Origin of the sequence: Ensifer sp. Root1252 (genome assembly GCF_001425885.1) — a bacterium.
GTDB classification, from domain to species: Bacteria; Pseudomonadota; Alphaproteobacteria; order Rhizobiales; family Rhizobiaceae; genus Ensifer; species Ensifer canadensis.
On sequence record NZ_LMDT01000032.1, the window covers coordinates 1 to 14,939 of the forward strand.

At 62.3% G+C, this 14,939-nt stretch carries 14 protein-coding genes and 1 pseudogene; 8 read left to right on the forward strand and 7 right to left on the reverse strand.

Annotated features, from left to right (window positions below):
• Both ASD02_RS26415 and ASD02_RS40045 read left to right on the forward strand, forming a co-directional pair.
• Window positions 1–576, forward strand: a 576-nt coding sequence (locus ASD02_RS26415) for a Gfo/Idh/MocA family oxidoreductase (RefSeq protein WP_244494299.1), incomplete at both ends; no start/stop codon positions are given.
• Window position 577: 1 nt separating this feature from the next.
• Window positions 578–849 (forward strand): annotated as a pseudogene (locus ASD02_RS40045) (gfo/Idh/MocA family oxidoreductase); the annotation flags it as partial.
• 8 nt (window positions 850–857) lie between these two features.
• Here the strand turns inward: ASD02_RS40045 and ASD02_RS26420 are convergent.
• Window positions 858–1,874 (reverse strand): substrate-binding domain-containing protein, encoded by a 1,017-nt coding sequence (locus ASD02_RS26420; protein ID WP_025428077.1) that lies wholly within the window; start codon window positions 1,872–1,874, stop codon window positions 858–860.
• A gap of 65 nt (window positions 1,875–1,939) precedes the next feature.
• A complete protein-coding gene (locus ASD02_RS26425; RefSeq protein WP_239637579.1) occupies window positions 1,940–3,163 on the reverse strand; it encodes an alpha/beta hydrolase in 1,224 nt (407 codons plus the stop codon).
• A 334-nt stretch (window positions 3,164–3,497) separates the two neighbouring features.
• Here ASD02_RS26425 and ASD02_RS26430 point away from each other — a divergent pair, with 334 nt between their 5' ends.
• The 6 genes from ASD02_RS26430 to ASD02_RS26455 are packed head-to-tail and all read left to right on the forward strand — an operon-like array spanning window position 3,498 to window position 9,849.
• Entirely contained in the window at window positions 3,498–4,553 is a 1,056-nt protein-coding gene (locus ASD02_RS26430) for a dipeptidase (protein ID WP_057205801.1), read from the forward strand.
• Between the two features lie 49 nt (window positions 4,554–4,602).
• Window positions 4,603–6,243 (forward strand): ABC transporter substrate-binding protein, encoded by a 1,641-nt coding sequence (locus ASD02_RS26435; RefSeq protein ID WP_057205798.1) that lies wholly within the window; start codon window positions 4,603–4,605, stop codon window positions 6,241–6,243.
• A gap of 42 nt (window positions 6,244–6,285) precedes the next feature.
• On the forward strand, window positions 6,286–7,329 hold the full coding sequence (locus ASD02_RS26440) for an ABC transporter permease (protein WP_025428073.1): 1,044 nt from the start codon (window positions 6,286–6,288) through the stop codon (window positions 7,327–7,329).
• The gene (nikC, locus tag ASD02_RS26445; protein WP_057221386.1) at window positions 7,326–8,258 is read left to right on the forward strand and encodes a nickel transporter permease; all 933 of its coding nucleotides are present in this window, start codon (window positions 7,326–7,328) and stop codon (window positions 8,256–8,258) included. Before ASD02_RS26440 ends, nikC begins: the two co-directional genes overlap by 4 nt.
• Window positions 8,255–9,088, forward strand: coding sequence for an ABC transporter ATP-binding protein (locus tag ASD02_RS26450; protein WP_025428071.1), 834 nt, complete (start codon window positions 8,255–8,257; stop codon window positions 9,086–9,088). Before nikC ends, ASD02_RS26450 begins: the two co-directional genes overlap by 4 nt.
• Window positions 9,085–9,849, forward strand: a complete 765-nt coding sequence (locus ASD02_RS26455; protein WP_025428070.1) for an ABC transporter ATP-binding protein — start codon at window positions 9,085–9,087, stop codon at window positions 9,847–9,849. The genes ASD02_RS26450 and ASD02_RS26455 overlap by 4 nt, the downstream gene beginning before the upstream one ends.
• Before the next feature lie 192 nt (window positions 9,850–10,041).
• Here ASD02_RS26455 and ASD02_RS26460 read toward each other — a convergent pair whose 3' ends face one another.
• From ASD02_RS26460 to ASD02_RS26480, 5 genes are all read right to left on the reverse strand, one after another.
• The gene (locus tag ASD02_RS26460) at window positions 10,042–10,779 is read right to left on the reverse strand and encodes a hypothetical protein (RefSeq protein WP_038576354.1); all 738 of its coding nucleotides are present in this window, start codon (window positions 10,777–10,779) and stop codon (window positions 10,042–10,044) included.
• Between the two features lie 60 nt (window positions 10,780–10,839).
• On the reverse strand, window positions 10,840–12,072 hold the full coding sequence (locus tag ASD02_RS26465) for a class I SAM-dependent methyltransferase (protein WP_025428068.1): 1,233 nt from the start codon (window positions 12,070–12,072) through the stop codon (window positions 10,840–10,842).
• A gap of 7 nt (window positions 12,073–12,079) precedes the next feature.
• The gene (rfbG, locus tag ASD02_RS26470; RefSeq protein WP_025428067.1) at window positions 12,080–13,144 is read right to left on the reverse strand and encodes a CDP-glucose 4,6-dehydratase; all 1,065 of its coding nucleotides are present in this window, start codon (window positions 13,142–13,144) and stop codon (window positions 12,080–12,082) included.
• Entirely contained in the window at window positions 13,141–13,908 is a 768-nt protein-coding gene (rfbF, locus tag ASD02_RS26475) for a glucose-1-phosphate cytidylyltransferase (RefSeq protein WP_025428066.1), read from the reverse strand. The genes rfbG and rfbF overlap by 4 nt, the downstream gene beginning before the upstream one ends.
• 214 nt (window positions 13,909–14,122) lie before the next feature.
• A complete protein-coding gene (locus ASD02_RS26480; protein WP_057221387.1) occupies window positions 14,123–14,899 on the reverse strand; it encodes a cephalosporin hydroxylase family protein in 777 nt (258 codons plus the stop codon).
• Window positions 14,900–14,939 lie beyond the last annotated feature (40 nt).

Sequence of the window (14,939 nt, forward strand, 5' to 3'; positions counted from 1 at the left end):
ACGCCAAGGCGGCGGAAATGGCCGATGCCGCGGAGCGATCGGGGCTGGTGACCATGGTCAATCTGACCTATCGCAACGTCGCGCCGCTGCAGAAGGCGCGGGCGATGGTGCTGGCCGGCGACGTCGGCAAACTGCGTCATCTGGAGGCGTCCTATCTGCAGAGCTGGCTCGTCTCCAAGGCGTGGGGCGACTGGGCGACGGAATCGCAATGGCTCTGGCGGCTGTCGACCAAACACGGCTCGAACGGTGTGCTGGGCGATGTCGGCATCCATATCCTCGATTTTGCCGGTTATGGCGCCGGCACCGAGGCCGAGCGGATCTTCGCGCGGCTGAAGACCTTCGACAAGGCGCCGGGAAACCGCATCGGCGAATATGACCTCGACGCCAATGACAGCTTCGTCATGACGGCCGAGTTCGGCAACGGCGCCATGGGCGTGATCCATGCCAGCCGCTGGGCCACCGGCCATCTCAACGAGCTGCGGCTGCGGCTGCATGGCGACAAGGGGGCGCTCGAAGTGGTTCATACGCCCGATGGCTCGACGCTTCGCGCCTGCCTCGGCACGGATGTTGAAACGGNTGCGGCTGCGGCTGCATGGCGACAAGGGGGCGCTCGAAGTGGTTCATACGCCCGATGGCTCGACGCTTCGCGCCTGCCTCGGCACGGATGTTGAAACGGCAACCTGGCGTGATGTCGATGCCGGCACGGTGCCGACCAACTACCAGCGCTTCGTCGCCGCGGTTCGGGATGCCAAGACGGTCGAGCCCGGCTTCCGCCATGCGGCAAACCTGCAGAAGGTGCTCGATCTGGCGATGGAGACCGAGGCGGAAAGGCGCGAACTCTCGGTCTGATAAACGCCTCAGCCGGCCGGCGGGGCGGTGGAGTTGCGCATGACCAGCTCCACCGGCCAGACCTCGTTGAGGTCGGCGGCCGGCGTGCCCTGAAGCAGATCCAGAACCATTTCGGCGATCCGCGTTCCCGCAGCGCGGATTGACGAGCGTGTGGTGGTGAGCGTTGGGATCAGGTTCTCGGGGCTGAGATACGGAAAGACGTCGTCGTGGGCGATCAGCGAGATATGTTCGCCGACCGTCATTCCGGCGCTGCGGATTGCCCGCATGGCGCCGAGTGCCGACATCATCGAGCCGGCCAGCACCGCCGTCGGCCGGTTCTCCTGAGCCAGAAACCCCTGCATCAGGCGAAAGCCCATCTCGTCGGTGAAATCGCCGTTGCCGAGCAGGTTGGGATCGATGCCGATGCCGCGAGCGCCAAGCGCCGCCGCATAGCCATCCTGGCGGTGTTCGGTAAAGGTATAGCCGCGATGGCCGTTGACGAGCGCGATGCGGCGATGACCGAGCGCGGTCAGTAGGTCGGTTGCCTGGCGGATCGCGCCGTAATTGTCGATGTCGAGAAAGGCGAAATTGCCTGCCGTCTCGGTTCGTCCGTGCAGGACGAAGGGCAGCCGCAGGTCTGTCAGCAGAGCGATGCGGGGATCGTCGACCGCGGGCGAATGCAGGATCACCGCATCGACGCGCTTGCTGGCTGCAAGCCGGCGATAGGTCGCAAGCTCCGCTTCCCGACTGTCGACGGTTGAAAGCAGGATATCGACGTCGGCCTGTTGCAGCCGGCTACCGAGCCCACCCATGAACTCGCTGGTGTGCGGGCCGAAATCGCCGCCGCCGCGAAAGACGATGCCGATGGTGCCGACGCGTCCGGTCGCAAGCCCAAGCGCGCTGGTGTTCGGTCGGTAACCAAGTTCGGCCGCCGCCTTCAGCACCCGTTCGCGCGTCGCCTTCTTGACTTCCGGATAGCCGCTGAGCGCGCGGCTGACCGTCGTTTGAGATAGCCCCAGCCGGCCTGCGAACTCCTTGAGATTCATTTCATTTTCCCGTTGCCGTGGAGATCATAGCCTACCGGGCTTTGCCCGTGCAACAAGGCATGGCGTCAGGGGGCAACAGTCGAGCCGACGGTATTTTCCACTGATTGGCCAAGACGACGGACCTGATTGCCGTAGTTGGCGCGGGTACGCGGGTCGAAGATCATGATCGGCGTGGACACCGCGATGCTGGCAGCACTGCCGACGGTCTGGGCGGTGCCCAGCGCCACCGCGCCGACGCGTTCGCCGAGGCCGACATCGGAATCGGTCACCGTCTGCCCGGCGATCAGCCGGTTGCCGAGCAGTTGCACAACCTCAGGGCTTTCGGCGAATTTTCCATGATTCAGCTTGTCGCCGCCCTTGAGTGCCGTCAGGTCGAGAACGGTGATACCGGCCTGTTCCAGCTGGGTGCGATAAGGCTCGACCGTCGGGTCGATCTGCCCGAGCCGATCGATATTGCCGGAGATCCGGCGCGAGAGGTTGAGCGCGCGGTCGTCGCGTGACACGAACAGCGTGAATTTCGGCCGTGCCTTGCCCATCGCCTGGATCTGCTTGCCGAACACGTCGACGTCGAGATCCGGCGAGGCGAGAATGACGTCGGTAATCTTCGGTGCAATGCGGCCGTCGCGGATTGCCATCTGTCTGAGCGCCTCGACCGTGACCCAGGATCCCATCGAGTGGGCCATGACGGTGATTTCGCCGACCTTCGGGTCGCGGGAAGCGCGGCGCAGCAAATCTTCCAGCGCATCGCGGGAATAGTTGGTGCTTTCCTTGTCGTAATTGTAGTCGAAGACGCTGGCGCGCGACGGCCAGGTGAAGATCACCGGCGCGACGTCCGTTCCTGAATCGTGGACGATCTGGGCATAACGATAGACCGCATCCTCATAACGGTTGTTGAAACCGTGAACGAAGATCAGCACGCGCCGGCTTTTCGGCAGGTTGCCCTTCAGCCAGGACTGCGCATCATCCTTGCCCTTGAGCGGCGTTACGCTGACCGTTGAAAACTCGCGTTCGGGATTGGCCGGCAGTTTCTTCGGCCATTGAACCTGACCGACCTCGCGGTTCTTGCCCGGCGGGATCGAGACGACGATTTCCGTCAATGAGAGTTCGTCCGAGCGCTCACCGCTGAAAAGCACGCCCGGCTCAGTAGAGGGCGCGCGGGTGGTGGCGACCAGCAGGTCGACCTCCGAAGCGCCGCCGGCCGTTCCCGAGGGAACGAGCACGCCGACGGGCCGGCTGGCGCAGGCTGCGAGAAAGGATGCCAGGAACAATATGCTGGCGACGCGGCTGATTTGGCCCGGTCGGCCAGCCAGAGAGAACAAACGCAGCAACAAAACCCCCAATGCCGCATCATGCGGCGTGCCGATCCGTCATCGGGACCAGGCAATTCTCTTGCCTGAGAAATGGCAGGATTTCTGCCCTCGGAATAGCTTTTCGGCCTGTTCGGGACCTTTCTGGCGTCGCACGTGCGGCAAACATGCAACATTTCGCGACAGGCGGCCCTGGGTAAAACCCCTCGATATTCATTGAAAAGGGTTTGACCTTTCAATAGCATCCGATCTTCCTTCTTTCGGTGCGGCATCGCATGCCTCATCTGATCTCCCTGAAAACATAAGGAAATCCGGAATGCAGGCGGTTTTCGATGGCCATAATGACGTGCTTCTGCGGCTGTGGCAGAACGCACGCAAGGGAAGCGACCCCGTTGCCGAGTTCGTCGAGGGTACCGATAAGGGGCATATCGATGCGCCACGTTCGAAAGCCGGCGGTCTCATTGGCGGTCTCTGCGCCATCTACGTGCCCTCCGGCGATCTGGTGCTGGCGGGGCCGGACGAGAACGGCCACTATGTCACGCCGCTCTCGGCACCGCTCGAGCATTTGCCGTCGCTCGGCGTTGCCGTCGAGATGGCCGATATTGCGGTTCGTCTCGACCGCGCCGGTGCCTGGAAGCTTTGCCGGTCGACGGCGGAGATCCGCGATGCAGCCGGGCAGGGCACTTTTGCATCCGTTCTGCACATGGAAGGCTGCGAAGCCATTGGTGCCGATCTGTCCGCACTCGAAACCTTCTACGCCGCTGGCCTGCGTTCGCTTGGACCGGTGTGGAGCCGCCACAACGTCTTTGCCCACGGCGTGCCCTTTGCCTTCCCGATGTCGCCCGATACGGCGCCTGGCCTGACCGAGGCCGGCTTCGAACTGGTGAAGGCGTGCAACCGCTTGGGCATCCTGATCGATCTCGCCCACATCACCGAGAAGGGCTTCTGGGATGTCGCCAAGACGAGCGACCAGCCGCTGGTTGTCAGCCATTCGAACGCCCATGCACTGACGGCGGTTGCGCGTAATCTCACAGACAAGCAGCTGGATGCCGTCAGCGAGAGCAAGGGGCTCGTCGGCCTCAACTACGCAACCACGATGCTGCGCGCCGACGCGCAGGAAAATGCGGCGACACCGCTTTCCGATATGGTCCGCCACATCGACTACATGGTCGAGCGCATGGGCATCGACTGCGTCGGGCTCGGTTCGGACTTCGACGGCGCGACGATACCGGAAGACATCGCCGACGCTGCGGGCAGCCAGAAGCTCGTTGCCGCGCTTAGTGGCGCCGGATATGGTGACGCCGAACTGGCAAAGATATGCCGGGAGAACTGGCTGAGAGTTCTGGGGCAGGCTTGGCACGAGGCCGCCTGATCCATGAAGAAGAGCCCCCAAAGGGCACAAACGAGGGAACTGCAAAAAAATGATGCACAAGCTCAATGGACGTCTTCGTCTTCTGACCGCTTCGGCAGCGCTGGCCATGGTGATGGCCGCGACCGCACCGGCCTTTGCCGAAACGCCGAAGGACACGCTGGTCGAAGCCTTTGCGATCGACGACGTTATTTCCATGGATCCGGGCGAAGCCTTCGAGCTGACCGCGGCCGAAATCACCGGCAACACCTACAGCATGCTGGTGCGCCTCGACATCAACGACACCACCAAGATTGTCGGCGATCTCGCCGACAGCTGGACGGTTTCCGATGATGGTCTGACCTATACGTTCAAGCTGAAGTCCGGCCTGAAGTTCGCCTCCGGCAACCCGGTAACCGCTGCTGATGTCGCCTGGTCGTTCGAGCGCGCTGTCAAGCTCGACAAGAGCCCCGCCTTCATCCTCACCCAGTTCGGCCTTACCGGCGACAACGTGACGGAAAAGGCCAAGGCCGCAGACGATACGACCTTCGTCTTCACCGTCGACCAACCCTATGCGCCGAGCTTTGTCTTGAACTGCCTGACGGCGACCGTTGGTGCCGTGCTCGACAAGAAGCTGGTGCTCGAAAACGTCAAGCCGGTCACGCCAACGGATGACTACAAGTACGACAACGACTTCGGCAACGAATGGCTGAAGACCGGCTATGCCGGTTCGGGTCCGTTCAAGCTGCGCGAATGGCGCGCCAACGAAGTCATCGTTCTCGAGCGCAACGACAACTACTATGGCGAACAGGCCAAGCTCGCCCGCGTCATCTATCGTCACATGAAGGAAAGCTCGGGCCAGCGCCTGGCGCTGGAAGCCGGCGACATCGACATCGCGCGCAACCTGGAGCCGGGCGATTTCGACGCCGTTGCGAAGAATGCCGACCTCGGCACGACCAATGCGCCGAAGGGCACGGTCTATTACATCAGCCTCAACCAGAAGAATGCCAACCTTGCCAAGCCCGAGGTGCGCGAGGCCTTCAAGTATCTGGTCGATTACGATGCGATCGGCTCGACGATCATCAAGGGCATCGGCGAGATCCACCAGAGCTTCCTGCCGAAGGGCGTGCTGGGTGCCCTCGACGAGAACCCCTACAAGTTCGACGTCGCCAAGGCGAAGGAACTCTTGGCCAAGGCCGGTCTCGCTGACGGCTTCACCGTCACCATGGACGTGCGCAACGGCCAGCCGGTCACCGGCATTGCCGAATCCTTCCAGCAGACACTCGGCCAGGCCGGCGTGAAGCTGGAGATCATCCCCGGCGACGGCAAGCAGACGCTGACGAAGTACCGCGCCCGCAACCACGACATGTATATCGGTCAGTGGGGCATGGACTATTTCGACCCGAACTCGAATGCCGAAACCTTCACCAGCAACCCGGACAACTCCGACGAAGGCAAGAACAAGACGCTTGCCTGGCGCAATGCCTGGGACGTTCCGGAACTGACGAAGAAGACCAAGGATGCCCTGCTCGAGCGTGACAGCGCCAAGCGTGCGGAAACCTACAAGGAACTGCAGAAGACCGTTCTCGGCGAAAGCCCGTTCGTGATCATCTTCCAGCAGACCGAAGTTGCCGGCTACCGCGGCAACGTCAAGGGCCTGAAGCTCGGCCCGAGCTTCGACACCAACTTCGTTGCTGGCATCTCGAAGGAATAACCCGAAAGGATAGTTCCCTTGAGCATGAGCGGAACAGAACGGATGGGCGGGCGCCGACGCGCCCGTCCGGCGAAGATCATGGGCGCCGTGTTGCGCTTCCTCGTGATCGTCGTCACCACCTATCTCGGCCTTCTGGCCGTGACCTTCTTCATCGGCCGGGTGATCCCGATCGACCCGGTGCTCGCCGTCCTCGGCGACCGGGCGCCGACGCATGTCGTCGAAAGGACGCGCGAGGCGATGGGGCTGAACCTGCCCCTGTACCAACAATTCTTGATCTATGTGCGCCAGGCGCTGACCGGCGACTTCGGTATTTCAGTGCTGACGACCAACCCTGTGATGACCGATATCCGCCGCGTGTTCCCGGCGACCATGGAGCTTGCGACGCTCGGCACCCTGCTCGGCGCCATCTTCGGCGTGCCGCTCGGTGTTCTCGCTGCCGTCAAGCGCGGCAGCATCGCCGACCAGATCGTGCGCATTATCGGCCTTGTCGGCTATTCCGTGCCGATCTTCTGGCTGGCGCTGCTGTCGCTCCTCGTGTTCTACGCCCGGCTGAAGTGGGTCGCCTATCCCGGCCGTATCGATATCGTTTTCGAATACACCTTCACGCCGATCACCGGCTTCTACCTGTTCGACGCGCTCTGGCAACGTCAGTGGGATGTGCTGTGGGACGTCTTCCGCCACATCATCCTGCCGGCATCGCTGCTCGGTTATTTCTCGCTGGCCTATATCAGCCGCATGACGCGCAGCTTCATGCTCAATGAGTTGCAGCAGGAATACATCGTTGCCGCCCGCGCCAAGGGGCTCTCGGAATCCCGCATCATCTGGGGCCATGCGCTGCGAAATGCCGCCGTGCCGCTCGTGACCGTGATTGCGCTTTCCTATGCCGGGCTGCTCGAAGGTTCGGTCTTGACCGAAACCGTCTTCGCCTGGCCGGGCCTTGGCCTCTACATCACCAATTCGCTGCAGAATGCCGACATGAATGCCGTTCTCGGTGGCACCATCGTCATCGGTTCGGTCTTCATCGGCATCAATCTGCTGTCCGATCTTCTCTATCGGACGCTTGACCCAAGGACGCGCCAGCGATGAGCACCGTCACTGAAACACGCCCGATGACACGCCGCGAATGGCTGTTGTCCGACCGGCCGCAATCGCGCACCCAGGCGCGCCTCGGCCGCGCCTACATGACCTGGCAGCGCTTTTCCGCCAACAAGCTGGCCGTTCTCGGCCTGTTGATCCTGCTGGCATTGGTGTTCGTCGCCGCTTTCGCCAACGTGCTGGCACCGCATTCGCCCTATATCGGCGACCTCGCCAATGCCCGCTTGCTGCCGCCCGGCACCCAGGGTTATCTGCTCGGCACCGATGATCTCGGAAGAGACATTCTCTCTCGGCTCATCCACGGCTCGCGGCTGACGCTTGCCGTCGTGCTTTTGGTCGCGATCATCGCCGCACCCGTCGGCCTCATCGTCGGCGCGGTCGCTGGCTATGCCGGCGGATGGGTCGATGCGGTGCTGATGCGCATCACCGATATCTTCCTCGCCTTTCCGAAGCTGGTTCTGGCTCTCGCTTTCGTGGCAGCGCTTGGCCCGGGCATCGAGAATGCCGTCATCGCCATCGCCATTACCTCCTGGCCACCCTATGCCCGCATTGCGCGCGCCGAGACGCTGACGGTGCGCAATTCCGACTACATCGCCGCGGTGCAACTGATGGGCGCGTCGCCGACCCGCATCGTCTTCCGGCATGTGATGCCGATGTGCATGTCGTCGCTGATCGTGCGCGTCACACTCGACATGGCCGGCATCATCCTGACGGCCGCGGGCCTCGGCTTCCTCGGCCTCGGCGCACAGCCGCCGCTGCCGGAATGGGGCGCGATGATCGCATCCGGTCGCCGCTTCATCCTCGACCAGTGGTGGGTTGCCACCATGCCCGGCGTCGCGATCCTGATCATCAGCCTCGGCTTCAACTTGCTTGGCGACGGCCTGCGCGACGCGCTCGACCCGCGGGAGAGCGGACAATGAACCCGCTTCTGACCGTTGACGACCTGAAGGTCTCGTTTCCAACCCGCACAGGGGTGGTTGAGGCCGTGCGCGGGGTCTCGTTCACGCTCGGCCGCGAGCGCCTCGGCATTGTCGGCGAGAGCGGCTCCGGCAAGTCGCAGACGGGGCGGGCGATCATGGGTCTGACGCCGGCGCATGCGCGGGTCACGGCCAAGACGCTTTCCTTCGAAGGCATCGACCTGCTTTCGGCCGCGCCGAAGGTGCGTCGGGATTTGCGCGGCAAGCGCATCGCCATGATCCTGCAGGACCCGAAATACTCGCTGAACCCGGTGATGAGCATCGGCCGGCAGATTGTCGAGACCCTCAAACGCCATGAGAGCGTCAGCCGCGCGGAAGCGCGTGAGCGGGCGCTTGACATGCTGGAGGCCGTGCAGATCCGTGATCCCGGGCGCGTCTATGATCTCTACCCGCACGAAGTCTCGGGTGGCATGGGGCAGCGCGCGATGATCGCGATGATGCTGGTGGCTGGCCCGGAACTTCTGATCGCCGACGAACCGACTTCGGCGCTCGACGTGACGGTCCAGCTCGAAGTGTTGTCGATCCTCGACAAGCTGGTCGCCGATCGCGGCATGGGCCTGATCTTTGTTTCGCACGACCTGCGGCTGGTGTCGTCGTTCTGCGACCGCGTCATCGTCATGTATGCCGGAAAGATCGTCGAGGAACTGGCCGCTTCCGACCTCGCAAACGCCAAACATCCCTATACCCAGGGCCTGTTGAACTGCATGCCGGCCATCGGTTCCGATCGCCATCCCCTGCCGGTTCTTGATCGCAAACCGGAGTGGGCCCTATGACGACCGCCACCGTATCCGTCGAAAATCTTGTCGTCACCTATGACGAGTTCAAGGCGCTGGACGACGTCAGCATCGACGTCGCGCCCGGTGAATCCTTCGGGCTCGTCGGTGAATCCGGTTCGGGCAAGTCGACCTTGCTTCGCGCGGTCGCCGGCCTTGCGCCGGTGACGTCAGGCAAGGTCCGCGTGCATGACCGGGTTCTGATCGGCAACCGCCGGGACAAGGCGTTTTATCGCGACGTGCAGATGGTGTTCCAGGACCCCTATGGTTCGCTGCATCCGCGCCAGACGATCGACCGCCAATTGCTCGAACCTCTCGCCATTCACGGCGTTGCCGATGGCGAACGCCGCATTCTGAAGGCGCTCGATGAAGTCGGCCTCGGCTCGGGCTTCCGCTTCCGCTACCCGCATCAGCTGTCCGGCGGCCAGCGCCAGCGCATTGCCATTGCCCGGGCGCTGATCCTCGAGCCCTCGATCCTGCTTCTCGATGAGCCGACTTCGGCGCTCGACGCCTCCGTGCAGGCCGAGGTCCTGAACCTGCTCGAACAGGTTCGACGCGACCGAAAGCTCACCTTCATCATGGTCAGCCACGACCTCGGCGTCGTCACGCACATGTGCGACCGCCTGGCGGTGATGCAGAACGGACGGGTGGTCGAACGCCTGTCCTCGGCGGATCTTGTCGCCGGGCGGATCGGCGAAGAGTACACGCGCAACCTGATGGTTGCGAGCAAGGGCTTCCAGCGCAAGGGTGCCGCTGCCTGACCTCAAGGGTTGCACAGTTGGGCCTGACAGGGCCCGACTGTGGTCCAAGGACCCTGGAATAGTTGGGCCTCTCGTTGAGGCGCGCAGCGCGCGACGAGGAGCGCGCGTCACATATGGACGCCATGGCGCCTTTAAGCACGTGGCATTGATTTCTCCCGCAACCGATTCCGATTTTGGAAGAAAAATAAGGCGTTAGCTTGCCTTCTCCCAGATCGATGTGGCGTTGGCAATGACCTTGCGGATGTTGCGCTGCTCGCGCCACTCGCGTCCCATGTCGCGAATGACCGGCTTTCTTTCCGGCGAGAAGATGTAGTTGCGGTAGCCTGCGACGTAGCCTTCCAATGCCGGGTTGACGCCGGAATAGAACTGCTTCTCCGGGTCGCGCGACAAGTCCATCATCTCGGCGCAGCGGCGCGCGAACGTCCCGCGCAGGATAGATGGCGAGGTCGTGAATTTCGGGAAGGTGCGGAAGAGCGGGATCTTGATCCCAAGCAGGCGGCCATACTCGTTTCGCTGATGGAAGTGCCCTTTTCGGCGGATATCCCAGTTCTGATCGGCGGTGTGAAACGACACCTGCATGATCGACGGATCGGCAAAGGGGGCCAGCAGATCCTCGCCCACGTCGCGCAGCGCGACCCAGTCGTCTTCCAGATGGAAGACATAGTCCGACGTGGTCGCGGCCCATACTCTTGCGACTGCGGCGCAAAAACCCGGATGCTGCGGTTCGGAGATCGTCGCGTCGGGGAAATGGCCGCGAACGATGTCGACGCAGGCGGCATGATCCTCCGGCGAGCCGAAGACGGGATCGAGATTGAGATGGGCGATCCCCACATCAAAACGGCATAGGACCTTTTCACGGAAGCTGTTCAGCGTTGCTGAAAGCAACTCCGGTCGCCTGGTTGCGACAATGCAAAGATCGATCCTGGACATTGTGCTCCTGCCCGATGCCGTTTCCTTCGCCGTTATCGCGGATTTTGATGAAGAGTTGGCCTAAATCAAGCGGACGAATGGTATGGCGACGACGAAACGACCGCCCCAGGCGCGGATGGTGGCATTGTCAGCGACGATCTCGTCGGTCAGGTTCCAGGGAAGGATAACGAGATAGTCCGGCTTGGCCACCTCCAGGTGGCTCGGCGCATGCACCGGGATGTGGGTGCCGGGCAAAAGCTTGCCCTGCTTGAGGTCGTTGCGATCGACCGCAAAGGCGATCTCGCCGGGCTTCACGCCGCAGACATTGAGGAAGGTATTGCCCTTCGCGGCTGCACCATAGGCAGCGACCGTCTTGCCCTCGGATTTGGCGAGAGCGAGGAAGTCACGGAATCCCTGGCAGACAGCGGCGATGCGCGTATCGAATTTCGCGTAGGTCTCCATCTGCGTGAGGCCAGCGGCCTCTTCGCTCGCACGTATCGATGCCAGGCGCTCCGTCGCCGGGCGCGTGCCGGTTTCGGTCTGGGCGAAAACCCGTAGCGAGCCGCCGTGGGTCGGCAACTCTTCCACATCGAAGACCTTCAGGCCGGATGCTGCAAAAATGCGTTCAACCGCCGCCAGTGAGAGATAGGAATAGTGTTCGTGATAGATCGTGTCGAACTGGACGCCTTCCATCAGGCGCAGCAGATGCGGAAACTCGAATGTTGCGACGCCATCCGGCTTCAGCAGAATTGCAAAGCCGGCGACGAAATCGGCGATGTCGGGCACGTGCGCCAGCACATTGTTGGCGGCAGTCAGGTCCGCACGGATGCCGCGGGCAACCAGGTCCGTTGCCGTCTTCCGGCCGAAAAAGGCGACCTCGGTCGGAACGTTGCGGGTCTCGGCGATCTTGGCCGCGTTGGCTGCGGGCTCGATGCCCAGAACCGGAATATCCTTGGCGACGAAATATTGCAGCAGGTAGCCGTCATTGGACGCGATCTCCACCACCTGCGAGGCTCCATCGAGCTGGAAGCGCTCGGTCATGGCATCGGCGTAGCGACGGGCGTGATCGAGCCAGCTGCTCGAAAAGGAGGAGAGATAGGCATAGCCATCGGTGAAGATTTCATCGGCCGGCACGGTTTCCGTCGTCTGAACGAGCAGGCACTCGGAACAGACCATTGCCTTTAGCGGGAAGGCGCGTTCACGCGCGATCGCTTCCTCGGTCGGCTCCAGGAAGGAGTTGGACCAGGGGGTCGATCCCAGATCGGCGACGACGGTCTTAAGCGGGGTCGAGCAGAAGCGGCAGTTGTGGGACATTGGGTCGTCAGCCTTTCATGAATGCGTCGATCTGGTCGAGCGTCAGAGCGCGAGCGTCGCCGCCCTTGCGCCAACCGTCGTACCAGTTTGCCGTCCACGCGATCGCTTCGTCTTGCGAAAGTCGGGAGGCCCAAGAGAGAGTCATGGCGGCAAGCGCCGGATCGAGCCCGAGCGTCTGCATTTCCCGCGGCTGGTCGGTCGAGGAAACATCGCGCCATTGCGGCGGCAGGCCCATCGCGGCCTGGACCGCTGAGGCGACGTCACGGACGGGGATCTGACGCTCGGCAGGCGAGGGGCCGAAGTTCAGGGCATCAACGGCAGTCTCGCCGGCATAGAGCGCTTCGGCATAGACGAAATAGCCGTTGAGGCAGTCAAGCACATGCTGCCACGGCCTCGTCGCCATGGGGCTGCGAATATCGAGCGCCTTGCCGGACAGAGCAGCGCGGACAATGTCGGGCACCAGTCGGTCGGTCGAAAAATCGCCGCCACCGAGCACGTTGCCGCCGCGTGCTGTCGCTACCCGGATGCCGCGCTCACGCAGGAAGGCATCACGCCAGGTCGAGACGACCAGTTCACAGGCGGCCTTGGAGCCGGAATAGGGATCGTGCCCGCCGAGCGTCGCATCTTCGGGAAAGTGCCTTCCGCTTTCGTCGTTGCGGTAGACCTTGTCGGTCGTGACCACGACGATTGCCTTCAATGCCGGAGCAATGCGTGCTGCCTCGAGCAGGCGCACGGTGCCCATGACATTGACATCGAATGTTTCGGCAGGGGTTCTGTAGCTTTCTCGCACCAGCGGCTGTGCCGCCATGTGCAGGATGATCTCGGGATTGCTCTTTTGCACCGCGGCCGCGAGCGCATCGGCGTTGCGGATGTCGCCGAGATGCTCCTTGCCGTCAGCCTGTCGCAAAAGGGTGTGCAACGACGGCTCGGCGAGCGGCGCCAGCGCATAGCCGGTGACGTCGGCACCCATTTGCCTGAGCCACAGCTGCGCCCAGCTTCCCTTGAACCCGGTATGCCCGGTTAGAAAGATGCGCTTGCCCGCCCAGAAGTTCCGGTTTGCCAGGCGGCTCATGCCCAGATTTTCCACGGCGCCGAGCCCTGCTGCCAGAGCTCTTCGAGTTGGGTCTTGTCGCGCAGGGTATCCATCGGTCGCCAGAAGCCATCGTGGGGGAAGGCCATCAGTTGCCGGTCTCTGGCAAGGCCCTCCAGTGGCTTGCCCTCGAAGGACGTGCTGTCGCCCTCGATGCGATCGAGAACGCTTCGGTTCAGCACGAAGAAGCCGCCATTGATGCGGCCGTTGTCGCCGGCCGGCTTTTCCGTGAAGCTTCGCACCTCGCCGTCATGGGTCGCCAGCGCACCGTAACGCCCCGGCGGCATGACGCTGGTAACCGTTGCTTCTCTGCCGTGGCGAAGATGAAAGTCGGTCAGCGCCTTGATATCGACATCGGCAACGCCGTCCCCATAGGTCAGGCAGAACGTATCACCCAAGTGGTCCGCCACGCGCTTCAGCCGTCCACCGGTCATCGATTCCGTGCCCGTATCTACCAGTGTCACGCGCCAAGGTTCAGCCTTGTTGGAGTGAAACAGCGTTTCACCCGTCGCCATGTCATAGGTCACGTCGGATGAGTGGAGGATGTAGTTGGAGAAGTACTCCTTGATCATATAGCCACGGTAACCGAGGCAGATGACGAAGTCCGAGAAGCCATAGTGGCTATAGATCTTCATGATGTGCCAGAGGATCGGCCGCCCGCCGATCTCGATCATCGGCTTCGGGCGCAGATGGCTCTCTTCCGAGATGCGGGTCCCGTAGCCACCCGCAAGAATGACAACTTTCATACGACTGCCCCTTGACGCAGTTTACGATATAATACCGTGAAGGATTGCTCCAATAGCGCTATCTGCCGCGGACGGCCCCTCTATATCAGCAGCCGCTTGCCCGATCTACATCTGCAATCGCTTACGCAATTTCGGTTTATTGGCAGCGAGAAATCGCTTTTTTTGACGCACACTTTCGATCGATACGCTGACGAGTGGGTTCTCCAACGGGCTGCTAGGCCCTGAGAAGAAAGCCCTCCGGAGCCACGGTCACCAGAAGCTTGCCGTCAATTTCGCCATTGACGCTGAATTCGGGATGGTCCGCCAGATAGGCGCGCACGGCCGTCTTGGGGTTGTCGCCGACGTTCCACGGACGGTCATTGAAGAAGTCCCGTGGGAGGTCCTCGACGAATGTATCGAACACCACGCAGTAGCATCCCGAGGTGACGAGGGGGGCATAGGCTTCCAGTTCGGCGAGCACGTGATCGTGCGTGTGCATGGAGTCGAGGCACACCATTACCCGTTCGTATCCCTGCGCCGCCTGTTGAACCCGGTCAACGACGTCCTTGGCGATCGAGGAACCTTCGATCAGCTGGATTCTCGACGCCATTGGATGCTCTTCAATGGCCTTGCGATTGTGCTTGCGGATGTCGATATCGATGCCGATCACCTTGCGGTTCGAGACCTTCGGATCGATCGTGACGCCTTTTTCGATCGCATCGCACATATCCAGCATCGCCAGCAGCGAGGCGCTCAGAACGATCGAGCCGCCATGCGCGATACCGGTCTCGATGATCAGGTCCGGCTTTGTCGCCCAGACCAGTTCCTGCATCGCCTGGATGTCCTGCGGATACTGGATGATCGGGCGCCCCATCCAGTCGAAATTGTAGACGTAGCGTTTGTCCATGGACATCTGCCGCCATTGCGACGACAGCGCGGTGAACGCCTCGTCGGTGCCGTAGCCGGCAATGGCAGCCATGCGCTCTGCGGAGAATTGCTTGATCGGGTCCATCCGAAGTCCTTTCGGTCGATGCTGAGGATCGCCAGCGTGT

Coding starts and splice junctions, on each gene's coding strand:
- ASD02_RS26420 (WP_025428077.1), bottom strand. CDS start 1,874: ATGAATCTCAAGGAGTTCGCAGGCCGGCTGGGGCTATCTCAAACGACG.
- ASD02_RS26430 (WP_057205801.1), top strand. CDS start 3,498: ATGCAGGCGGTTTTCGATGGCCATAATGACGTGCTTCTGCGGCTGTGG.
- ASD02_RS26435 (WP_057205798.1), top strand. CDS start 4,603: ATGATGCACAAGCTCAATGGACGTCTTCGTCTTCTGACCGCTTCGGCA.
- ASD02_RS26440 (WP_025428073.1), top strand. CDS start 6,286: ATGGGCGGGCGCCGACGCGCCCGTCCGGCGAAGATCATGGGCGCCGTG.
- nikC (WP_057221386.1), top strand. CDS start 7,326: ATGAGCACCGTCACTGAAACACGCCCGATGACACGCCGCGAATGGCTG.
- ASD02_RS26450 (WP_025428071.1), top strand. CDS start 8,255: ATGAACCCGCTTCTGACCGTTGACGACCTGAAGGTCTCGTTTCCAACC.
- ASD02_RS26455 (WP_025428070.1), top strand. CDS start 9,085: ATGACGACCGCCACCGTATCCGTCGAAAATCTTGTCGTCACCTATGAC.
- ASD02_RS26460 (WP_038576354.1), bottom strand. CDS start 10,779: ATGTCCAGGATCGATCTTTGCATTGTCGCAACCAGGCGACCGGAGTTG.
- ASD02_RS26465 (WP_025428068.1), bottom strand. CDS start 12,072: ATGTCCCACAACTGCCGCTTCTGCTCGACCCCGCTTAAGACCGTCGTC.
- rfbG (WP_025428067.1), bottom strand. CDS start 13,144: ATGAGCCGCCTGGCAAACCGGAACTTCTGGGCGGGCAAGCGCATCTTT.
- rfbF (WP_025428066.1), bottom strand. CDS start 13,908: ATGAAAGTTGTCATTCTTGCGGGTGGCTACGGGACCCGCATCTCGGAA.
- ASD02_RS26480 (WP_057221387.1), bottom strand. CDS start 14,899: ATGGACCCGATCAAGCAATTCTCCGCAGAGCGCATGGCTGCCATTGCC.